Annotated in this window: 20 protein-coding genes; 7 read left to right on the forward strand and 13 right to left on the reverse strand. The window is 62.7% G+C overall.

What is annotated here, in order from left to right:
• Positions 1–32: 32 nt before the first annotated feature.
• Positions 33–1292 carry a TRAP transporter large permease gene (locus tag RX328_RS03900; protein WP_317258615.1) on the forward strand — a complete coding sequence of 420 codons (1260 nt, stop codon included), beginning with the start codon at positions 33–35 and terminating at the stop codon, positions 1290–1292.
• A gap of 175 nt (positions 1293–1467) precedes the next feature.
• Complete coding sequence (locus RX328_RS03905) at positions 1468–2073, forward strand: DedA family protein (protein ID WP_213248703.1); 606 nt, start codon at positions 1468–1470, stop codon at positions 2071–2073.
• A gap of 50 nt (positions 2074–2123) precedes the next feature.
• Here RX328_RS03905 and RX328_RS03910 read toward each other — a convergent pair whose 3' ends face one another.
• The 8 genes from RX328_RS03910 to RX328_RS03945 form a co-directional block, all read right to left on the reverse strand.
• On the reverse strand, positions 2124–4100 hold the full coding sequence (locus tag RX328_RS03910; RefSeq protein ID WP_213248856.1) for a glycosyltransferase family 2 protein: 1977 nt from the start codon (positions 4098–4100) through the stop codon (positions 2124–2126).
• Complete coding sequence (locus RX328_RS03915) at positions 4100–5308, reverse strand: hypothetical protein (protein ID WP_213248701.1); 1209 nt, start codon at positions 5306–5308, stop codon at positions 4100–4102. The genes RX328_RS03910 and RX328_RS03915 overlap by 1 nt, the downstream gene beginning before the upstream one ends.
• 14 nt (positions 5309–5322) lie before the next feature.
• On the reverse strand, positions 5323–6795 hold the full coding sequence (locus RX328_RS03920; protein ID WP_249726161.1) for an HlyD family secretion protein: 1473 nt from the start codon (positions 6793–6795) through the stop codon (positions 5323–5325).
• A gap of 307 nt (positions 6796–7102) precedes the next feature.
• Complete coding sequence (locus RX328_RS03925) at positions 7103–7378, reverse strand: hypothetical protein (RefSeq protein ID WP_249726160.1); 276 nt, start codon at positions 7376–7378, stop codon at positions 7103–7105.
• A gap of 285 nt (positions 7379–7663) precedes the next feature.
• On the reverse strand, positions 7664–8779 hold the full coding sequence (gene tcuB / locus RX328_RS03930; RefSeq protein WP_213248699.1) for a tricarballylate utilization 4Fe-4S protein TcuB: 1116 nt from the start codon (positions 8777–8779) through the stop codon (positions 7664–7666).
• Positions 8780–8812: 33 nt separating this feature from the next.
• A complete protein-coding gene (locus tag RX328_RS03935) occupies positions 8813–9844 on the reverse strand; it encodes an esterase (protein WP_213248697.1) in 1032 nt (343 codons plus the stop codon).
• A 64-nt stretch (positions 9845–9908) separates the two neighbouring features.
• On the reverse strand, positions 9909–11300 hold the full coding sequence (gene tcuA / locus RX328_RS03940; RefSeq protein ID WP_283772342.1) for an FAD-dependent tricarballylate dehydrogenase TcuA: 1392 nt from the start codon (positions 11298–11300) through the stop codon (positions 9909–9911).
• Between the two features lie 194 nt (positions 11301–11494).
• Positions 11495–12394 (reverse strand): transcriptional regulator GcvA, encoded by a 900-nt coding sequence (locus RX328_RS03945; protein ID WP_213248694.1) that lies wholly within the window; start codon positions 12392–12394, stop codon positions 11495–11497.
• A 114-nt stretch (positions 12395–12508) separates the two neighbouring features.
• Here RX328_RS03945 and RX328_RS03950 point away from each other — a divergent pair, with 114 nt between their 5' ends.
• Both RX328_RS03950 and RX328_RS03955 read left to right on the forward strand, forming a co-directional pair.
• On the forward strand, positions 12509–12712 hold the full coding sequence (locus tag RX328_RS03950) for a DUF1127 domain-containing protein (RefSeq protein WP_213248693.1): 204 nt from the start codon (positions 12509–12511) through the stop codon (positions 12710–12712).
• Positions 12713–12785: 73 nt separating this feature from the next.
• Entirely contained in the window at positions 12786–13406 is a 621-nt protein-coding gene (locus tag RX328_RS03955) for a GNAT family N-acetyltransferase (RefSeq protein WP_213248692.1), read from the forward strand.
• 46 nt (positions 13407–13452) lie between these two features.
• On the opposite strand, the gene RX328_RS03960 is transcribed toward RX328_RS03955, so the two are convergent.
• Positions 13453–14292 (reverse strand): oxidoreductase, encoded by an 840-nt coding sequence (locus tag RX328_RS03960; protein ID WP_213248691.1) that lies wholly within the window; start codon positions 14290–14292, stop codon positions 13453–13455.
• 121 nt (positions 14293–14413) lie between these two features.
• On the opposite strand from RX328_RS03960, the gene RX328_RS03965 reads away from it, so the two are divergent.
• Positions 14414–15298, forward strand: coding sequence for a LysR family transcriptional regulator (locus RX328_RS03965; RefSeq protein WP_213248690.1), 885 nt, complete (start codon positions 14414–14416; stop codon positions 15296–15298).
• On the opposite strand, the gene RX328_RS03970 is transcribed toward RX328_RS03965, so the two are convergent.
• Entirely contained in the window at positions 15299–16129 is an 831-nt protein-coding gene (locus RX328_RS03970; RefSeq protein WP_213248852.1) for an enoyl-CoA hydratase, read from the reverse strand.
• A 114-nt stretch (positions 16130–16243) separates the two neighbouring features.
• Positions 16244–16945, reverse strand: a complete 702-nt coding sequence (locus RX328_RS03975) for an SDR family NAD(P)-dependent oxidoreductase (RefSeq protein WP_213248689.1) — start codon at positions 16943–16945, stop codon at positions 16244–16246.
• A 256-nt stretch (positions 16946–17201) separates the two neighbouring features.
• On the opposite strand from RX328_RS03975, the gene RX328_RS03980 reads away from it, so the two are divergent.
• Positions 17202–18971 carry an acyl-CoA dehydrogenase family protein gene (locus RX328_RS03980; protein ID WP_249726158.1) on the forward strand — a complete coding sequence of 590 codons (1770 nt, stop codon included), beginning with the start codon at positions 17202–17204 and terminating at the stop codon, positions 18969–18971.
• A 48-nt stretch (positions 18972–19019) separates the two neighbouring features.
• Positions 19020–20108: a Zn-dependent alcohol dehydrogenase gene (locus tag RX328_RS03985; RefSeq protein WP_213248685.1), complete on the forward strand. Its 1089-nt coding sequence runs from the start codon at positions 19020–19022 to the stop codon at positions 20106–20108.
• 115 nt (positions 20109–20223) lie between these two features.
• On the opposite strand, the gene RX328_RS03990 is transcribed toward RX328_RS03985, so the two are convergent.
• A complete protein-coding gene (locus tag RX328_RS03990; protein ID WP_213248683.1) occupies positions 20224–20577 on the reverse strand; it encodes a nuclear transport factor 2 family protein in 354 nt (117 codons plus the stop codon).
• Between the two features lie 148 nt (positions 20578–20725).
• Positions 20726–22198 (reverse strand): amidase, encoded by a 1473-nt coding sequence (locus RX328_RS03995; RefSeq protein ID WP_213248681.1) that lies wholly within the window; start codon positions 22196–22198, stop codon positions 20726–20728.
• Between the last annotated feature and the right edge of the window lie 214 nt (positions 22199–22412).

Genomic DNA, 22412 nt, shown 5'->3' on the forward strand with positions numbered 1-22412 from the left:
TGCTGATCGTAATCATTGCGTTCACGGTACTGATGCTGATCGGAATGCCAGTTGCCTTCGCGATTGGAATTGCCGGCGCGCTGTTCTTCATTCAGCATCCGGAACTGCCGGCAACAATCCCGATACAGGTAACGGTAACCGAGACGCAGAATTTCGCGCTGCTTGCGGTTCCGCTTTTTATCCTCGCCGGCAATTTTCTCAACAACTCCGGCATCACGACCAACCTGCTCAAGCTGGCCACGGTGCTGACAGGAAGAATGCACGGCAGTCTGGCGCAGACCTCTATTGCACTCTCAACGCTGATGAGCGGGGTGACGGGATCCTCCATTGCGGACGCCGCCATGAATGCCCGCATCATCGGTTTGCAGATGCTCAAGCGCGGCTATGCCCGCGGCTACGCGGCCGGCGTGATTTCGTACGGTTCTCTGCTGGCGCCAATCATTCCCCCCGGGATTGGTTTCATACTGTATGGCACAGTCGGCCAGGTCTCGATCGGACGGCTGTTTGCCGCCGGCATTATTCCGGGCCTCATGCTGTGGGCAGCTCTCGCCTTTGCGATCGCCATCACCGCCCGCCGCCGCGGCTACGGGCCGGAACGCGAGACGCGGGCGACTGGGCGTGAAATCCTGCTGGCGTCCTGGGGTGGCATCTGGGCGATCCTGTTTCCCATCATGCTGTTGGCGGGATTGCGCTACGGCGTCTTCACGCCATCGGAGATTGGAGCCTTCGCGGTCATCTATGCGGTGGCGGTGGGGTTCTTCGCTTACCGGATGCTGACGTTCGCGGGTTTCCGTGAAGCCATCGAGGGCGGCCTGGTCGATGTCGGGGCCGTGATGTTCCTGCTCGCGCTCTCGGCGATCTTTGGTTACGGCATCGTATTTGAGCGAATACCCGAGGTGATTTCGGATTGGATGCTGAGTGTGACGGAAAACGCGCACGTTGTAATGGTGCTCATCGTGCTCTTCATCCTGATCGCTGGCACCTTCATGGAGGGCTCGGTGCTCATCATCATGCTGACGCCCATTTTCCTTCCGCTGGTGACGAATTACGGCATTGATCCGGTCCATTTCGGGCTCGTGTTCATTATTGCTGCCACGATCGGAAACTACACGCCGCCCGTCGGCGCCGCCATGTTCGTCACCTGCCAGGTGCTGCGTTGTCCCATCAGTGAGTACACCCGGGACTCGACGCCGTTCTTGATCGCCGTCACCGTGGTGACTTTGATACTGATCTTTGTCCCCTCACTGGTCTTGCTTGTCCCTGATATGATCTTCGGTGCCGATTTGAGATGAGATCGAACGGACGGTCGATCCTGGCACGTCGCGTCATTTTGCTGGCGCGCGTCAGTTGCAAACACGCTCGGGGTGCAAAGCTGGCGCCTGCGGGCGTGCCTATTGGCTTCCCTGCGCTGCCGGGGAGTGATAGCGTTCCGACCGAACCCACTCATCTGGGGGAACTTTCACATGAGTGGGTGCGCTTACATTGCTTTTTCCGACCGATCTGACCTCGTTCCTCGACCTCATACGCCAGCACGGCGATGTGGCCTACAGCCTGATGTTTGCCTATGCGGCTTCGCATAGCCTGCTGCTTGCGCTATTTGCGGGCTACGCGGCGCATTCGGGGGCGCTGGGTCTTGGCACGCTCGTCGTGGTCTGCTGGTTTGGCAGTTTCGCCGGCGATGTGATCCGCTTCTGGATCGGGCGGCGCTATGGCGCCCGCTTGCTCGATCGTTTTCCGCGGTTCGAGCGGCCCGTGCAGACCGTTGTCCGCCTGACGGACCGCCATTATCTCTGGATGATCCTGTTTCACCGCTTCCCGCATGGCATCCGCGGGCTCGCGGGGTTTGCTTACGGGATATCGCAGCTGCCTTGGTCCACTTTCCTTGCGCTCAACTTCGTCGCGGCGGGCTTTTGGTCCGGAGCCGTTGTCTCGGCCGGCTATGCCTTCGGTCAATTCTCGGAGGCGTCCATCAACAACGCCTCTTCGGGCCTTGGCATCGTGATGTTGGTCGCGTTCCTCGGCCTCTCCTGGTTGCTCAGCAGGAAGCTCGACCAGATCGCAGAGCGGTACTGAAGCAAGATGTGCTCGCCTGTACTGACGTCGATGGGGCGTGCATGCCCGCCTCAGGCGCCGAGGAGTCCGCGGCGCAGCAACCCGGCCAGGGCGCCATGGAGGCTGGCTTTGCTTGCGATATTGCCGTGGGATGCGCTGAAAAGCCGAACTACCAGCCGCTGATATTGTTCGGTAGTAGGTTCAAGGCGCGCCAGCACTGTCTCGCGGAATCGCGAGACCATGGATATGTCTGTCCATCCCAGCCCCTCCAGATGAATCTGATACCGCCAGCCCGCAAGCTCGAGGGCGTTGCCGGCCGGACCCGAAAAGCGCACCGAGGTCAGCGACACCGCAAGCAGGCGACACGACAGGATTTTACCTTCGCCCAACAGCCAGGCGGGCTCATCCGTTTCGAACATGTCGCCGGCGCGAGGCAGTTCGAAGCAGACAAGAAACGCGACGAAGGCAATCAGCATCGCGATGCCGGCCCACAGCAAATTGAAGAAGTCGAGCGAGGAAATCTCGCTGGCCGCATAGGGCGAGACGAACGCCCACGCGATGCTGGCGGCTGAGCTTAGGGTGATCAAGCCAAAGATCGCGGCGAGCTTCCAATGCACGCGTGGCGTCGAGCGGTCGCCGCCTTTGTCGGTGATCTTGAACGGGCGGCCGAACGGCTTGAAGATGGCGCTTAGCAGCGTCGCGGTCACCGCAAAGCAGGTGACAGCGTGAGTGGCCTCCATGAACAACGGCAGCGTCCGCCCGCGCGAGATCCAGGCCATGTAGATGATTTGGCCGACCAGCGCCGGCACGCCGTAGCGCAAGAAGGTGTGGTAGTCGGCTTCGAAGGCGGGCAGGCCGCCGAACCAATAGATCGTCGGCGCGATCAGCAGCAGCACCATGAATGGTTTGCAGAGCCAGTTCAGCACCCCGTGAAAATAGTGCCAGCGCTGGGTGAAGCTGAAGCCGCGGCCGAACAGCGGGCCATTGCGGAGCAGGGCGACCTGTATGGTGCCAAGGCACCAGCGCGCGCGCTGGGTGATGTACTCGGGGATGCCTTCGGCCGAAAGCCCGAAGCTGAGCGGTTCGTTCAGCCACCATGTACGGTAGCCGTGCGTGAGCATCGTGTAAGTGAGATTGATGTCTTCCGAAATCGCTTGCTGCGGGAAGCCGCCGATCTCGGCAAGCCGGTCGCGGCGAACGACAAAGGAAGTTCCGACGCAGAACGCGCAGCCCCACGCGTCCTTGGCGGGCTGAAAGACGTCGAAGAAGAAGCGTTGATCGTCGACCCAGCTCTTCCCGGCGAGCAGATTGTGCTGGATCGGGTCGGCGTTATGATAAAATTGCGGCGTCTGCACGATCGCAACCTCCGGATCGGACAACAGCAGCCCGACCGTGCGTTTCAAAAGATCCCGCCGTGGTGCAAAATCGGCGTCGAGCACCAGGATGACGGGCGCATTGGTCTTGCGAGCGGTCGCCATGAGCCCATGATTGAGATTGCCGGCCTTGGCGCCGTTGTTGTCTGGCCGCGTCAGATGATTCGCGCCGACTTGTGCGCAATATTCCCGCAGCCAGTCGCGCCTGGTGTCGTCCAGCACCCAGACCGTCGCATTGGGATAGTCGAGTGCCAGCGCGCTGAGGATAGATCGTTCGAGGATTTCGAGCGGCTCGTCATAGGTGCAGATGAAGATATCGACGGCGGGATAGCTACGCGATGCAGATAGTTCGCGTTGCGCCGCGTCGGCCTGCGCGGAGCGATCGGTGCTGCGGAACAGAATGATGATCGAGATCAGCGTGTAGAGAATGGCAAGCAATTCAAACAAAATGAACAACCGCGGCCACAGGCTTTCGGCCGACAGCGCAAACGGCGGCAACGTATCGTTCCATCGCCAGAGCGCATAAAGGATCAGAAGGGCTGAAGTCGTGATGCCGAACAGGATACGGTCCTTGGCATGCAGCGGATCCAGCAGTCGCGCCATCACCAGAAGGCCAAGGAGGATTCCCGTATCGATGGTGAGGATCGATAGGTCATCGCCGGCGCTCGGGAACATCATCGTATCTTTTCCCCGGTGAACGGATTCCAGCCCGTTTCGGCCAGCACCGCCCAGGCCGTCGCGCCGAGATGCGGTCGGCGGTAGTAGAAGAAGTCGGGCACGGTGCCGGTGGGGTCGATCGACAACCCCGTCGTTAGTCGCGCGGTACGCGCGGCGTTGAGCAGACCGGAGCGCGTTTGGTCGGCTTTCAAATTGGCCAACAGCCGATCGCTCTGCGATGTGTTGCCGCTGATCCGGTAGGCCAAGGCCGCCTGCGCCGTTCCCTCGACCCAGATGCCGTCGCGGTCGCCGTTGAAATCGAAGCCGCCATCGACCGCCAGGTGAGTTTGCGCGAAATCAAGCGTGCTTCGCCAGGCCGCAGGCGCATCCGGCACGGCCATCCATGGCCAAAGCTGAGCGTCGAGCGCGAGCAGGCCTTCATCCGCAAGATTGCCGTCGGGTTTTGTGCCGAGCAGGAAGTGATTTCCGCGGAAGGCACGATCGAGCAACCGCCGGGCCTGCCCGGCCGCGTCGGCGTATTTTGGCTCACCGGTCAGGCGGAACAACCAGCGCGCGGCGGCGTGGACGTCGGCATTGTGCTCGGTCGACATCCAGGTGAGTGTGACCTGCTGCGGATCGTAGCCGTGAAAGCCGCCGCAGAAGCCGTCGCCGCAGGCGGTCGCCGCGATAACCCAATTGATCAGCCTTCTGGCGTCGGCGAGATACTGCGGATCGTGCGTCGCCTGGTGCAGCGTCAGCAGCGCCAAGGCCGCCCATGCAACGTTGCCGGTCGAGGTGCCGTCCTGCGCAGCATCCTCGGCCCAGATCCTGGCGTGCTCATCCCACCATCCCGGTAGATTCGGAGCCCCGTTGCTAACCGAGCCGGCGCCATAGGCATTGCGAATTCGATGATCGTTAAAGGTCCGGTCCTTGCGGGCCGCCCGGCTCAATGCATTACCGATCGGTTTGGCATCCCGCACGTTGCCGCAGGCGATCAGCGCAATGACGGCGAGCGCGTTGTCATAGACAAACGCTGTCGTGGCAATGCCCGCCGGCAGGCTTGCTTCGTCAGCGCCAGGTTCATAGCTGCGGATGAAGACGGCGTCGGCCTCGCCGGTCAGCGGTGCCACCGCCCTGTTCAGCCCGGCACAAAACGGACCGCCGCTTTTTTCCGGCTGCTTGCTCGCAGCGGGCGTCGAACCCAGGACCATTGCACACAATGCCATTACGATCGCGTGCTTCATCGCGATACGAGCGTGCGAGTGCGGGACCACCAGTTTTCATCGGCCTTCGACGCATCCGGCTGGGCCATGCCGGCACGGCGTGTATTCGCATCGATCGGGTGGTTCTGCGCGGTCTCGCCGTTGCGGCCATCATCTTGCGTCCACGAGGCGACGAGATTGCCGAGCCGTCGCCAGGTGACCGACATCGACGGCACCATGCCGTTGTCGCGCGTGACAGTGACCCACTGGCCAACCGGGCAGGCCGCAGCATCCGAAGCCTGCGTTTCCCGCTCCAGCGCGCCAGCCTCGTTCGCGCCTTCAGGCGTAATGATCGCATAGAGCTCGCGCCGTTCGGTTTGCGGAAACGGCACGGCAAAGCGCTCATCGACTTTGTCGCTGGTCTTCGGCAACACCGCGTTGACGATACCGGTCCGGAACGTACTCCCGTCGATGCGGACACGGGTGCCGGGCATCATGTTCTGGCCTTGCCGGTACGAGAAAATGGCAACCACGAAGCGCTTGTCGCAATCGACGACGGAGCTGATCGTATCGCCGGGGTTGACGTGACGCCCCATCGCAGCGCCGATGGTCAGCACCTTGCCGGGCCCGCGAGAAAGGACGTCGGCTCCCGCCAGGCTCGCAAGCCGCTTCTGCTCGGCGTCGATCAGGCGCTCCAGGTCGCTGAGGACGGCGGATTGCTGCCTCTCCTCGATCTCCATGCGCTGGGCGTCGAGATCGATGTCCCGGCGCTTTTGCGCCAGATTGTTCAGCACAACCAGTTCCTCTCCGACATAGATGCCCCTGTTCAAGGCATTGAGCTGCGCTATTTTTTTATTGAGCTTGGCGCCTTCCGCGTCCGCATTGTGCATGGCCGCGGCATATTGCTGCGTGGTCGGCTTGAGCATGTCCATACTCGCCGTATTGCGCGTCACCATGTTGCTTTGCCGTTCCACCAGGGCTTTCTTTTCGCCGCTCTGGGCATTGGATTGCGACACGCGGGCGCGCAGCTCCTCGATCTGCGACTGGAACTGCATCTTGAGCTGCTCGGTTTGGCTGGCGAGTTCGGTCTCGAGGGAACCAACATAGGCGCGGTCGGACGCTGCCTTTGCCCGCGTCGCGTCGAGCTTCTGGCGCGCATCGGATGATTTTTCCTCTAACGAGATCAGCGTACTGCGGTCGACCCTTGGATTGCTGATCTGCGCCAGCTTGTCGCCGTCGCGAACGTCGCGGCCGGGAAGCGCCGTCAGCGTGTCGATTTCGCCCCCGATCGGTGCCGTCAGCAGCGTCACCGGCGCGTTGACAACGGCGCGGTCGGATTGATCGGCGGTGATCGGCGGAGCCACGGCCGTCACCATCAACGCCGACAATAGCCCGGCGACGCCGATGGCGGAAACTCTCAGGATGGCCGGGTGTCGCGGGGCTCTCGGTGGGGGGCCGTGGCCCAACCCGGAGGAACGTTCAGTCGCACCGGTGTTGAATACATTGTTCATCAACTCTCTCTCGGTTGGTGGCGCCCGAAAGAGCGTTTCCTCACGGACGGCTCCGGTTCCTCCAGCGCCTTGTTAATGCACTGCAAACAACGCAAGGCGCGATTGGTTCAAGGCAGTTCGGGAAAAAGCTGCAGAAAATTTCGGCGAGGAAATGCTCAATGAACTCGCGTTACAGCGATCACGTCTGCGACATCATCATCAACCAACGCAAAGCGCAGCGAGCCCACCATTCCAAGATTGCGGCGTGGAGAGATGGTGGGCACGCTGTCGCTTTGCCCACCATACGGTTCTGCGACTTCAATGTTGGTTATCGACCGCCGCCACCACCACCGCCGCCGCCGCCACCGCCTCCGCCGCCGTCACGCATCGCCTGGTTTTCGCGCGGATCGAGATTTTTCATGTAGTTCGGTGAAGTGTCGCGGCGAGTGCGAAGCTGCGCCACATAGTTCATGTGATCTCCGCAAGCCTGCCGTGATACCGCCTGATCGCAGTACGGCGACGCCACGAACACGGGAGCGGCCATGGCGCTGGTCGCACCGATCGCGACCAAAGCTGCCGCGGACAATATTGACTTCATCGACATCTGTACTCTCCATTCCTGTTGGGCGAAGCCGGAATGGCTCGCACAGGAGTTCGACGGCGCCAGACGAAAACCGGTTCGGAAGAGTACGTGATGTGGGTCACTCGGATAACCTGATCGTGAACGATCTCCGGCATTCCGGGCCGTCGTCACCCGCGAAAGCGGGTGACCCGGTATCCCAGAGACGTCCGTGATTGAACCGAGAAGCCGCAGCGTACTGGATCCCCCGCAAGCGCGGGGATGACGATCTGTGAGTGGCGCTCGCAATGACGTGGAAAGGCGGCGGCCTTACTCTGCCGCCCCCTGTGCCATCGCACGCCGCTCCATCGCATAGCGCACCAGGGCGGCGAAGCGATAGATGCCGTGCACGAACTTGCCATAGGGCATGGTGACGAACAGCGAAAACACCACGCCGAGATGCAGCGCCAGCAGCGGTCCCATCGCGGCCGTCTCGCGCAAGATCAGCAGCACCATGCCCGTGAGACTGGTCAGGAACAGCATGACGATGAACGCCACATCCATGCCGTAACGCGCTTCATCGACCAGGATGGAATCGCGCTTCCATCGTTCAGCGAGCAAACCGATCGGCCCGATCAACAGCCCGATGCCGCCGAGCGTGCCGAGCACCACGGGCAGATCCCACCACGGATACGGCGCCTCGCGCGCCAGCAGATAGTGATAGAGCGTTGCGACGCAGGTCGAGGCAAAGCACAGCGCAAAGCCATAGAAGGTGAAGTGATGATAGAGTTTGCGGCGGTCGGTGGGGCGGTCGTCCTCGTTGAAGCAGCCGACGCCGCCGCCGTCGAGGTAGCGCAGGTCGCCGGCGTCGCGGATGGCCTGCAGCAGCGCGCGTGCATCGGTCTTCATGCCGATGGGTTCGCCGATGTCGCGCCAGAAGGCGCGCACGCCCATCGCCAGGGCCGCGATAGCGTAAAGGAACGCCGCGCCGAACAGGGCTGCCATCGCATTGTGCGGCATCAGCTTGTAGAACGCGCCCGGTCCGGTATGCGTGCCGAACAGAATTTGTCGATCGTTCATCGCAGCAAAGCCGAAGATGAACGCGGCGACACTGAGCGCGGCAACGAGGCTGATGACAAGCCCATTGCGCGCGAACGTCCCCGCGAAGGCGCGTGGCCATGCATAGGCCGCATAGGATTCCGCACGCGCCACCGCAAGCGTCCTCGGCACATTGACGTTGAATTCATGCGGCGGCGAGAACTGGCAATCGGTGTAGCAGGCGCCGCAGGCGTGGCAGAGATTGGCGAGGTAGTTGAGGTCGCCGTCGGAAAACGCGCGGCGCATTTCCATCGCCGGAAACACCGCGCACAGCCCCTCGCAATAGCGGCAGGAATTGCAGACCGTCATCAGCCGGTCGGCTTCCTCCAGAATCTTCGTTCTGTGCATGATGCGTTGCTTCCTGCCCTCGCGCCAACCCGGTTACTTCGTCAGCCCCTTGCCCTCCAGCCACTTCTGGATCAGTGCGGCGACCTCGGCGTTGTTCTTGTCCATCATCACCATGTGCGAATTGCCCTTGATGCCGACTTGCGGCAGGTCGACGACATCGACGCTGCCGCCCGCCGCCTTGATCGCGTCCGCAAACGCGAGGCCGTTGGCGCGAATCTTCGGCCAGCGCGAATCCTTCTCGATGTAGTCGCCATAGACGATCAGCGTCGGAATGTTCTTCAGCACGTCGACCTTGGCCGGATCGCCGACGCCGGCCGGCTCGATCGCAATCAGCGCCTTGACCTTGTCGGGCCGGGCCTGCGCCACCTTGAAGCCGAAGCTGCCGGCCTGACTGTGGAACAAGATGATGGACGGGCCAACGCGGTCGATCTCGGCGATATAGGCGGCGATGATGGCATCATCAGTGGTGGTCCAGCGCGGCACGTTCTGCTTGACGAAGTTCTCATAGCCCTCGTTCGGAAACTGGCTGCCCGGCATCAGCTTCCGCTTGGCTGGATCCGGATTATAGGAGCCGGCGCCGTCGCCGATCCGAAACCGCTCGAACGGATTGGCGGTCGTGAGAAATACCGGCTCGCCCTTGAAGATATCTGGATATTGCGCCCAGCCAGCGCGGCCGCGCTCGACCGCATCGGAATTGTAGACGGCCCAACCCTTGCGCAGAAAATAGTTCAGCCAGCCCTCGCGCCCGTCGGGCGTCGTTTCATACGTCACGCCGGTGAGGCCGCCGCCGTGCCACATCAAGAGCGGATAGGCACCCCTCTCGTTGGCGGGCAGAAAATACTGCACATACATCTGCTCCACCTGATACGTGCCATTCGGATCAACCTTCGCAGGTACACCGCCGGGGGTGAAGGTCACTTCCTTCACCGGCTTGCCGGAAATTTCGACGAGCCGTCCGCCGACGTGGAAAGAACCCATGTCGCGTAGCGCGATCGGCTCGGCGGCGTTGGCCAGTGTTGCGTTCATTAGAACGACTGCAGCAGTTGTGATCGCAAGCCGCATCATAAGTCCTCCCCGTTGCCTCTCCCTCTCCCCGCCCTTCGCGGGGAGAGGTTACTCAAGTGCCATCCTAATTCCTCGCATTCTTCGCCGCTTCCCGTCCCGCCACCCGGCCGAACACGCTGCCGATGGTCATGCCGATACCGGCCGCATAGCCCTTGCCGAGTACGTTGCCCGCCATGATCTCGCCGGCCGCGAACATGTTGGCCGAAGGCTTGCCGTCCTTCATCACCATGCGCCCCTGCCTGTTCACGCGGGTGCCGAGATAGGTGAAGGTGATGCCGGGCCGCACCGGATAGGCGAGGTAAGGTGGTGTCTCGATCCGGCGCGCCCAATGCGTCTTTGGCGGCGTCAGCCCTTCGGTGCGGCAATCATCCAGGATGGTGTGATCGAATGTGCCGGGACGCACCGCGGCGTTGAACTCGGCAATCGTTTTCTCGAGCGCTTTCGGATCGAGTTCAAGCTTGGCAGCGAGTTCGGCGATGCTGCCGCCCTCGATCGGTGGAAACAGCGTCGGCATGAAACTGTTGCGAACCGACGCATCGAAGATGATATAGGCGATCTGGTCCGGTTGCGCGGCCACGAGCCGCCCCCAGATCGCGTAGCGCTTCGGCCAGATGTCTTCGCCTTCGTCATAGAAGCGCTGGGCGTGCTTGTTGACGACAATGCCGAACACGACGGAGTCGTGGCGGGTGATGATGCCGCCGTCGAATTTCGGTGCGCGAGCGTCGATCGCAACGGCATGGCATTGGGTGGGATCGCCGATGTCCTGCACGCCCTTGTCGAGCAGCATTTTCAGGATTGAGCCGCGGTTATACGGCGTGCCGCGGATCAGGAAATTATCCGCCGCCTCGCCCCAATACTGCTTCAGCCATTCGATATTGGCTTCAAAGCCGCCGGCGGCAGCGACGAGTGCGGAAGCGCGGATTTCACTCGTGCCGTCGATCGGCTGATTCAGCTTCGCGGACAGGAACATGCCGTCCTCGATTTCGAGGTCGATCACCTCGGCATCATAGACGATCTCGACGCCAAGTTTTTCCGCGGTGAGATAGAGCGCATTAAGCATCGCCCTGCCACCGCCGAGGAAGAACGAGTTGGTGCGGCCGAGACTCAGAGTGCCGCCCAGCGAAGGTTGCCAGCGCACGCCCTGTTCGACGATCCAGTTCAGGATGTCCTTGGACTCCCTGATCATGAATTTAGCGAGTTCTTCGTCGGTCTGCCCGCCGGTCAGCCGCAATAGATCGTCCCAGAATTCCTCTTCGGTATAGGGGCCGGTAAGAATATCGGTCGCGGAGTCGTGCGCGCAACGCATGTTGCGGGTGTGGCGGGTGTTGCCGCCGCGATAGAATTTCGGTGCGCCTTCCAGCACCAGCACGGAAGCACCCGCGCGCCGGGCGCTGATGGCGGCGCAGAGAGCGGCGTTACCGCCGCCGATCACCAGCACATCGAACTTCTGACTCAAATCGGCCATGCGCTCTTGTTGTCGTTGTTGGCCTGGAAAATCAAACCGGCGCTCGGCCAGGAAAATCCATCCGCCGCGCGATTTCTAGCCCGATGCAACGGCCGCGTCACGCCTCTCGTGCGCCTGCATCAGCAACAGCATGGCCGCATGCGACGATGTCGCATGCACCTGGCTGTGTTGGAATATCAGCGCGGTCAGGGACGGTTCTGAACGGAGGCGAGCAGCCATTGCCGGAAGGCCGCGAGCTTTGGCGGATCGGCTCTACCCGCCGGCGAGACCAGATAGAATCCGGCATCGACCGGGAAAGCCATCTTGAAGGGAACGACCAAGCGTCCCTTGGCGATGTCCTCCTGCACATAAGCCGTGCGGCCCATGGCAACACCGAGGCCGTCGATCGCGGCCTGCACCGTCATGAAGATCATGTCGAAGGTCAGGCCCGGTTGTTTCGAGAAATCGGCCGGCAGCCCGGCCGCCGTCAACCACAGCCGCCAGTCGTCGCTGTTGGCGTTGCTGGTATGCAGCAGCACGTGATCCCGGAGGTCTTCGGGGCATTTCAGCGGCTTGTTGCCCTTGAGCAGCGCCGGACTGCACACCGGGAAAAGCTCGTCCGCCATCAGCCAGTCGGAGCGAACGCCAGGCCATTGGCCGCGGCCGTAGCGAATCGCGGCATCGACCTTGTCGCGCTGAAAGTCGACGAGGTTGATCGAGGTCGTGATGCGTACGTCGATCCCCGGTTGCGCTTCCTGAAAAGCCGTGAGGCGCGGCAGCAGCCATTTGGCGGCTAGCGAAGCCAACGTCGACACCGTCAGCACATGGTCGTCATCTTTGCGCAGCAGGCGATCGGTTGCGAGCCGGAGATCGTTGAAGGCCGCGCGAATGCCGGGAAGGTACTCCTGCGCTTCCGTCGTCAGCGTCAGCGAGCGGTTCTGGCGGACAAAGAGGCGAACGCCGAGCTCTTCCTCCAGCCGCTTGATCTGGTGGCTGATCGCGGTCTGCGTGACGTTCAGCTCAGAGGCGGCCTGCGTGAAGCTCAGATGCCGGGCGGCGGCCTCGAAGGCGCGCAGACCATTCAGCGACGGCAGCCTGGCGGTCATTCCGCGATCTCCCAATGCATGAGTTTATATCATCCGAAGCGGTACAAAGTGTCGTTTGTGAACGGCCGCGGTAGCGCAGATATTAGCGCCAACAGATTACTACAGGAGCCGAAAATGTCCACTTACACGCATGAATCGATGATAAATCATCATGGATCGGGGATTTTGAGCCAATTGGCCGAGACCCTCCATGTCTGGCGGCAGCGCTACCAGTCGCGCCGCGAACTGGCCAAGTGGTCGGAGCGGGAACTCCACGACATCGGCGTCTCCTGGAGCGATGTCGCCTACGAGGCCGAAAAGCCGTTCTGGCGGGCTTGAGTAGCAGCCAGGCCGGCGCCGCCTCAATAGAGGGGCGCCGGCCATTTCATTGAGGACCGACGGGGAGCGCGCCATGACCGCCCTGCGTTTCGACGATCTCAGGCAATATTCCGACGTGCTGCGTTCGCGGCAGGGCCAGGCCGTGACCGTGCGCTTCGTCGAGCCGCGCGATGCCGAGGCGCTGCAGAACTATTTCCGCGCGCTCTCGACGCGCTCCCGTTACAACCGTTTCCTCGGCGCGGCCAGCGAACTGCCGCCGTCCGAACTCGAGAATTTCATCCATGTCGGCGACGCCGATCGGTTCAGTGTGATCGCGACCATGCTGGTCGACGGCCGCGAGACCATCGTCGGCGAAGCGCGCTATGCCTTCGACAGCGAGACTGCCTCGATCGAGCTCGGCCTGTCGATCGACGACCGCTGGCAGGGCCACGGCATCGGCAAGGCGCTGCTGAAAAATCTCGAATGCCGCGCGGCTGCGTTCGGTGCCGAGCGTATCTTCGGCGACACGCTGCGTTCCAACGACGCCATGATCGCGCTCGCCCGCAAGTCCGGTTACGCCTTCACCAATACGCCGGGCGACTGGAGGCTGACGCGCTTCCAGAAAGAAATCCACGTCGAACCGCAGGAAATCCCATGCGCCAGTTGGCGGCTCGCCGCCGTCTCTCCCAGCGCAATGTCCTCGCTTGCGGTTTGACCACTGAGCCCGGTTCTGGCCGCACCAGAACCGGGCCATTTTCCGCTTATGCTGCTTCCTCGGTAAAGTCAGTCGATGCTGCCAGCGTCCGCCATTCGGCCAATTCCCTTGCAACGAAGGCGTTCTTCGCTTCGATCCGCTCTACCGTGTCACTGCCGAGCGGCAGCCGCAGCGGCGGATTCTTGGCGTTCACGAGCGCAATGAATGCATTCGCCAGCTTGCGCGGGTCGCCGCGCTGGCCGTGGTTGACGTCGGCGGCGTGGGCGCGGGTGTTCCCGATTCTCTCGCGGTAATCCTCGATGTGCTGCGCGGTGCGCGCCAGCGAGGTCTCGTCGAGGAAGTCAGTTCGGAAGAAGCCGGGCTCGACCACGGTGACCTTGATGCCGAGCGGCGCCACTTCGCCGGCCAGCGCCTCGCTGATGCCTTCGACCGCGAACTTGGTGGCGCCGTAGACGCCCCAGCCGGGGTAACCCGCGTAGCCGCCGACCGAGGAGATGTTGATGATGTGGCCCGAGCGCTGCCGGCGCATGTGCGGCAGCACCGCTCTGATAACGCCGAGCAGGCCGAACACGTTGGTGCCGAACAGTTTGGCGGTCTCCGACGCGCTTGCTTCCTCGATCGCGCCGAGCAGGCCGTAGCCGGCGTTGTTGACGAGAATATCGATGCGGCCGAATTTTTTCACTGCCTGGCCGGCGGCCTCATGCGCCTCGGCTTCGCTGGTGACGTCGAGCCGCGTTGCCAGCAGCCGCTCATGCCCGCCGAGGCGGGCGGTAACTGTGTTGGGATCGCGGGCGGTCGCAACCACCGCATCGCCTGCCTTCAGTGCGGCTTCGGCGATCAGAGCGCCAAAACCCCGGGAAGCTCCTGTGATGAACCAGACACGCATGTTGTTGCTCTTTCCGTTGTGGCCCGGCGGGTTCGCCCGACCTGATGGGCAAAAACTAGCGGCTCGCCATATCTGAGATAATCCGCTAAATATTTCATGAGTTATTGAGAAAAATTCATCAATGCGGATCGACCCTTCCGACCTCGCCACCTTCCTCGCGATCGCGCGGCACCGCAGTTTTCGTGCGGCGGCGACCGAGCTTGGCGTCTCGGCTTCGGCGCTCAGCCATGCGCTTCGCAATATCGAGGAGCGGCTCGATGTCAGACTGATCAACCGCACCACGCGCAGCGTTGCGCTGACGGAAGCCGGCGAGCGGCTGTTCTCGCGGATCAGTCCGGCCTTCCGCGATATCGATGACGCGCTCGAGGACCTCAACAATTTCCGCGGCAAGCCGGCCGGCACGCTGTGCTTCAGTGCCGCGCGGCAATCGACCCAACTGGTGCTGCTGCCGATCGTGACGCGCTTCCTCAAGAGCTTTCCCGACGTCAGCGTCGAGATCGTGATCAACGACGCACTGATCGATACGGTTGGCGCCGGTTTCGATGCCGGCGTGCGTTTCGGCGAAACAATCGCTGCCGACATGATCGCGGTTCCGATCGGTCCGCGGCATCGCTTCGCGGTGGTGGGCTCACCCGGCTATTTCAAAGCCCACAGGCCGCCGATCACGCCGCATGACCTGAAGGGCATGCCGTGCATCCGCTACCGCTTTACCAGCGGCGTAGTTTACCGGTGGGAGTTCGAGCGCGGCGGCATCGAGGTCGATATCGACGTCGAGGGGCCGCTGACGCTGAACGACCAGGATCTGATGGTGGACGCGGCGCTGGATGGCGCCGGCCTCGCCTTCGTGTTCGAAGCGCAGGTCGAGGAGTTGATTGCAAAACGCAAGCTGGTGCGCGTGCTCGCCGACTGGTGTCCGGCCTATCCCGGCTTCTTCCTGTACTATCCGAGCCGGCGGCAGTTGCCGGCCGCGCTGCGGGCGTTCGTCGATTTCGCGAGGACTCCGTGATCAGTGACCTGTAAACACCGGTTTGCGCTTGTCGATGAAAGCTTGCACCGCCTCCTTGTGATCGGCGGTGGTGGTCAGGCGGACGAGGCGCTCGGCCTCGTGGTCGCGCGCGGTGGCGAAGTCGAATTGGAGCGCTTCGTCGAGATTGTCCTTGATGTAGCGCAGCGCCAGCGTCGGGCCTTCGGCCATGGATTTGGCAAGCGCGAAGGCTTCAGTCTGCAGCTTGTCGTCGGGCACCACGCGGTTGACGAGGCCGATCGCCTCGCATCTGGCGGCATCGACCTTTTCGCCGGTGAACATCAGTTCGCGCGCCCGCGAAGTGCCGACGAGCCGCGTCAACAGCCAGGCGATGCCGTAGTCGCCGGAGAGCGCCACCCGGACATAGCCGGTGGAAATGAACGCCGTTTGCGCCGCGATTCTGATATCGCAGGCCAGTGCGAGCGCAAGTCCTGCACCTACCGCGGGGCCGGGCAGCGCCGCAATCGTCGGCTTGCGCACCGAGGTCAGCGCGCCGGTAAGCAGGCGCTGCCGTTCCTGCAGGTCGGCCACCTTCTCCTCGTAGGATAGCTCTAACTTCTTCTTGTCGCGATGCGCGCCCATGCCCTTCACATTGCCGCCGGCGCAGAACGCGGTGCCGGCGCCCGTCAGCAGGAGCGCGCCGACCTCGGGGTTCTCGCCGCAGGCCTTGATCATGCTGCGAAGCGCCGGCGTCAACGTATCCGAGAACGCGTTGCGCGCTTCGGGGCGGTTCAGCGTGATGACGGCGACGCGGTCGCGGATGACGCAGAGCAGTTCGTCGGTACCGGTGTCGATCCTGGTTTCGGTGGTCATTGTTATCCCCATTCTTGGCTCCGTCATTGCGAGGAGCGAAGCGACGAAGCAATCCATCTTCCCTTATGCGGCGCTATGGATTGCTTCGCGGCGCTCGCAATGACGGCGATGGCTTCAAAACCTCTCCACCCACGGCCGCAACTCCACCTCCCAAGTCCAGGCGCTGCGCGGCTGCTGCAGCACGTTCCAGTAACTCAGCGCAATGGCGTCGGGATCGAGCGTCGAGTCCGGCCGGTCGGCAGGCTCCGTACGCGCCGCACTGCGGATGCCGCCGTCGATGACGAAATGCGCGACATGGATGCCCTGCGGCGACAATTCGCGCGCCATGCTCTGGGCCAGCCCGCGCAGTGCAAACTTGCCCATCGCGAACGGCGCCGACTGCGGATAGCCCTTCACGCTGGCGGAGGCGCCGGTGAACAGGATCGCGCCGTGCTTGTTCGGCAGCATGCGTGTCGCCGCCTGCTGGGCCACCAGAAAGCCTCCGAAGGCGGAGACCGCGATCGCGTTCGCAACTTCGGCCGGAACCAGGTCGGTGAAGGCGCCGCGTGCGCGGGCGCTGGCGTTATAGACGACGATATCGGGCGTGCCGATCTCGCGCTCGACCATGCCGAACAGCCTCTCGACTTCTTCGGCTTCGGTAGCGTTACAGGCAAAGGCGCGGGCGCCGGTCTCGGTACAGAGCGCGCCAAGCTTCTCGATTTTGCGCGCGGCAAGCGCAACCTTGATGCCTTCACGCGCAAAGAGCCGCGCCAGCGATGCGCTCAATCCCTCGCCGACGCCTACGATCAGAGCAATCTTGTAGCTGGGAATTTCCATGGGCGCTCTCCAGAGAAGGCGGGGACCTGGTATCTAGGGCCGCAATCCCGAAGGGCAACCCACAGGAACGAGCATCGGGTCGATATCTTCTCCGTCTGTCTCGCCCGAGCAGGACAGCATCTCGGCGCCGATGATGCGGTATCCGTCCGTCATGGGCGGGCCCTCCAATTATGCTTGTTGACGGCTTGAACGCCTGCGCTATCGGTAGATGATCAATATCGGGCGGAACGAACAAGGGCTAAAAATGCATCCACTCATGCAAAACCGTGCAGTCGAGTCAGCCAGTCAGCCGGGATTGCTCGCACCTGATACGACGGGGATGAACTTTTACCGCGCCGATCCGGCGTTGACGGATCTGCTGCGGCTGCATCTTCCAGATGCGCTGTTTCGCCATATCGAGCCGCATCTCGACCGGCTCGGCGAACTGGCCGGCGGCTATCTCGACGAATGCGCGCGGCTTGCCGATCGCCACACGCCGGTGCTGCACCAGCGCGACAAATTCGGCCGCGATATCCAGTATATCGAATATCACCCGGCCTATCGCGAACTGGAGAAAGCCGCGTTCGGCGAGTTCGGCATTCATGCGATCTCGATCCGCAAGGGCATCATGGGCTGGCCGGACAAATACCCCGTCGTCGCCAAGCACGCCTTTACGTTTCTGTTCAATCAGGCCGAGTTCGGGCTTGGATGCCCGATCAACGTCACCGACGGCTGCGCAAAACTGCTCAACAATTTCGGCAGCGAAGAACTGAAGGCAAAATATCTCGACGGCCTGACGCAGACCGACATGAGCAAGCTGACTCAGGGTGGCCAGTTCATGACCGAGAAAGAAGGCGGCTCGGACGTCGGCACGCTGACGACGAGGGCCGTGCCGGAAGGCGAGCATTGGCGGCTCTATGGCGAGAAATGGTTCTGCTCCAATGCCGACGCCAAGGTGGTGATGCTGCTGGCGCGGCCGGAAGGCGCGGGTCCCGGCACGCGCGGCGTAGGTCTTTTCCTGATGCCGCGGTTTCTCGACGACGGCTCGCAGAACCACTACCGGATCGTGCGCCTGAAGGACAAGCTCGGCACCCGCTCGATAGCGTCAGGCGAGATCAAGTTCGAGGGCGCGATTGCGTACGCGGTCGGCAAGCTTGACCGCGGCTTTGTGCAGATGGCCGAGATGGTCAACTCGTCCAGGCTCTCCAACGGCGTCAAGTCCACCGCGCTGATGCGGCGCGCGCATCATGACGCGATGACGGTGGCGAAAAACCGCGTGGTGTTCGGCCAGCGCATCGTCGACCTGCCACTGGCGCGGCGGCAGTTGATGAAGATCATGCTGCCGACCGAGCAGGCGCTGTCGATGAGCTTTCTCACGGCCGACGCGCTCGATCGCGCCGAGGCCGGCAGCCAGGATGCGGCGGCACTGTTGCGGATCCTGACGCCGACGCTGAAATTCCGCGCCACGCGCGATGCGCGTAAAGTCTGCGGCGATGCGTTGGAGATGCGCGGCGGCATAGGCTATATCGAGGAGTTTGCCACCGCGCGGCTGCTGCGCGACGCCCATCTCGGCTCGATCTGGGAAGGCACCGGCAACATCGTCGCGATCGACGCGCTCACGCGCGCGGTCGGCCGCCACGGCGCCGATGCCGCGCTATCAGCCGACCTGCACGCCCGCCTCGACGACAGCGCCAACGTGCCGCAGGCCTGGCGCAATCGCCTGCGTGAACTGACAGACCGCGCCATCGGCTTCGCCCGCGAAGTGGCGAGCCGGACCGATAATGAGGGCGACGCGCGGCGCGCGACCAGCTTGCTCTACCATGTCGCCAGCGCCGTTGCGCTGGCCTGGGAGGGCGGGCGGATTCATGAGATGCGCGGTGACGCCAGGCGGTTGTTTCTATCGCGGATGGTGGTCGACCATCGCGTCGCGCCGGGCGATCTGTTCCGGCTTGCGGAAAATGCCACCCAGCGCGCGATCACCGGCCATCTGCTCGGCGAACGCAGCGTCGGCATGGCCGAGGTTGGCGAATTGCTTGTCGCAGCGTAGGCTATCGTCAGTCCAAGTCAAAAGAACAGAATTGAAGGGGGAGCACCAATGAAGGCCGCCGTCCTGCATGAAGTCAACAAGCCGCTGGTGATCGAGGAGGTCAGCGTGCCGAATCCCGGCCCGCGCGAAGTCCTGATCCGCACGCGCGTCGCCGGTCTCTGCCATTCCGACCTGCACTTCATGGAAGGGCTGTATCCGCATCCGCTGCCGGCGGTGCTTGGGCATGAATCGGCCGGCATGGTCGAAAAGGTCGGCTCCGACGTCACCTACGTAAAGCCCGGCGATCACGTCGTGACCTGCTTGTCAGTGTTTTGCGGCACCTGCGATAACTGCACCACCGGCCGCACCGTGCTCTGCACCGATACCACTGTGAAGATGCTGCCCGGCCAGTCAAACCGGCTGTCCTGGGCGCGTGAGGAGAAGCTTCATCAGTTCCTCAATCTCTCGTCGTTCGCCGAGCAGATGCTGGTGCACGAAAACGCCATCGTCAAAATCCGCAAGGACATGCCGCTGGAGCTCGCGGCTCTGATCGGCTGCGGCGTCATCACCGGCTATGGCGCGGTCGTGAACACCGCAAAGGTTCAGGCCGGCGAAACGGTGGCCGTGATCGGCTGCGGCGGGGTCGGCATGGCCGCGATCAATGGCGCGGCGATCGCCGGCGCCGGCCGCATCATCGCGATCGATACCAATCCGGCCAAGCTGCAGTTGGCCACCAAGCTTGGCGCCACCGATATCGTCGATCCCGCCCGCGGCGATGTGGTGCAGCAGGTGCGTGAACTCACCAATGGAGGCGTGCATCACTCCTTCGAGGTGCTGGGCCGCAAGGAAACCGCCGAGCAGTCCTTTGCGATGCTGGCGGCGGGCGGAACCGCGACCATTGTCGGCATGATCCCGTTCGGCCAGAAGATCGAGCTGCACGGCTTCGACTTCCTGCGCGAGCGCCGCATTCAGGGCTCGTCGATGGGCTCCAACCATTTCCGGGTCGACATGCCCCGCCTGGTCGAATTTTACATGCGCGGCAAGCTGCATCTGGAGGACTGGATCTCGGCCAAGCTGAAACTCTCCGAAATCAACGAAGGTTTTGCCAACATGAAAGCCGGCAAGACGCTACGCAGTGTGATTGTGTTTGATGCGTGAGGTGTCTACCACTCGTCATGCCCGGGCTTGACCCGGGGCATACATCGATCTTCACAAGAAGCTTTTCGCAAAGGGGATGGATTGCCGGGTCGAGCCCGGCAATGACGGCGTTGGCTTACCGCGACACATGCGCCGATACCGCGAGCCACTTGCCATTCTGCTTCGCCCAGCAATCGGTATAGCGCCCGTGAGCCTGCTGGCCGTCCGCGGTCGTATAGCTCGTCGCGGCGTGGATGATGGCGAAGTCGCCGAGCACGCGGATTTTGACGTCGTGCGCGGTGAGATTCTTGATTGTCACCGGCACAGCCGTCTGTTTGAGAAACGCCGCACGGTCGACCAGCGACTTGTCGGGATTTGAGCAATAGAAATCCTGCGCAAGGATTTCGTCGAAGCGTTTGACGTCGGAGTTTTGGACTGAATTCACATAGTCGCGGTTAAGCTCGGTAAGTTCTTCGATGTCTTCGCTCATTGGTTTTCTCCCGATATCTCCCCGTCATTGCTAGGAGCGAAGCGACGAAGCAATCCACGTCTCCGCTTGCGGCGCGATGGATTGCTTCGCGGAGCCTGTCATCGGGCGCGCATTCGCGCGACCCGTTGGCTCGCAATGACGACGCCTCTCAATCATCAAACATCGGCGGCGGCTTGAAGCCGCCGAATTCGCGCTCGATCAGTTCCGCCAGCTTTAGCGTTGTGCGATCCTCCAGCCACGGCCCGACGATCTGCACGCCGACCGGCAATCCGTCCGGCGAAAAGCCGGTCGGGATCGCGGTCGCGGGCAGGCCGGGTAGTGTCGCGATGCCCGGCCACGAAAGCTGATCTGGATAGATGTGGTCCTTGCCGTCGATCTTGATACGGCGTTTTTCCTGGTCATCGAAGTGATCGTGCGGAAAGGCGGGTGTCGGCATGATCGGACAGATTACGGCATCAAAGGTCTTGAACAGTTCGCGCCATTGCGCTCGCAGGCGCGCGCGCGCGACGTCGTCCATCAGCCAGTTGCGGTGGCTTTGCGCCATGCCCCGCAGGCGTTCGGCAGCGAGGCTTACATCGCTCTGCGGCAGGGCGGCGGCGGCGGCCTGCACGCCGGCATAGACTTCCGGCGGGAAGGAGGCGGCGAGGAACGACATCAGCATCCGCATGTAGAGCCGGGACGTCTCGGCAAAGTTCGGCAGCAACGGACTGTTGCGATCGATCTTTACACCGGCCCTTTCGAGGTTGGAGGCGAGCTTGTGGATCGTGCCGCGCACCACCTCGTCGGTCGGCATGACTGGGTCGGTATCGACCACCAACACGCGAAAATCCTTTAGCGCGCCGTGGCGCGGCGGCGGCAGGGCGAGTTTGTAACCCTTGCCGGCCTCCAGCGGGTCGGGGCCGGCGATGGTGTCGAGCAGCAGCGACAGATCGGCGGCGCTGCGTGCCATCGGGCCGATCACGGCAAGGTCGCGGTCGAACGGCAGCGGCTGGAATGGCGGCGGCGTGTGGCCGCGCCCCGGTACCAGCGCAAAGGTCGGCTTGTGCGCATAGACGCCGCAATGAAAGGCGGGCACGCGCAACGAGCCGCCGATGTCGGAGCCGAGCGACAGCGGGCCATAACCCGCCGCGAGCGCCGCCGACGATCCGCCGGACGAGCCGCCCGGCGTGCGGCTGAGGTCGAATGGGTTATTGGTGGTGCCGTAGATCTGGTTATAGCTCTGCCAGTCGCCGAGCCCGAACGGGACATTGGTCTTGCCGAGGATGACGCCCCCGGCGTCTTTGACGCGCGAGATCGACAATGCGTCTTCCGTCGGGGTGAAATCCTTCTGGGCCGGGATGCCCCAGGTCGTTGGCAGGCCTGCGATATTGTACGATTCCTTCACCGTCATGGGAATGCCGAGCAATGGCTTCTTGACGCCGCGCGCGAGTTCGGCGTCGGCGGCACGGGCGGCAGCAAGACCGCGCTCGAAATCGCGAACGCAAATCGCGTTGATCTTTGAGTCATGCCGCTCGATCCGGCTGATCGCGTCCTCCGCTAGTTCAACCGCTGAGACTTTCCTGTCAGAAAGCGCAGATGACAATTCGACGGCGGTCTTGAAACTCCATTGCGATTTGGCCAAGGCGTGCTCCGCTCTGTTTCCGAATGCGGCGCGGATGATGCTTAGTTTGGGGGCGCGCGGCAAGAGCAATGGCTGTACAGCGGCGGTCCTCTCTTGCCGGTACGCTACTGGCGAACGCGTCGTTTGCGCGGTAGTCTCCTGTACCGCCCACAATTCGAAGAAAGCCACGACGCAAGCGACGGCAGTCGCGGCGCCGCAAAATCCTTCGCCGCGG

Source organism: Bradyrhizobium sp. sBnM-33, from assembly GCF_032917945.1.
Classification (GTDB): Bacteria; Pseudomonadota; Alphaproteobacteria; order Rhizobiales; family Xanthobacteraceae; genus Bradyrhizobium.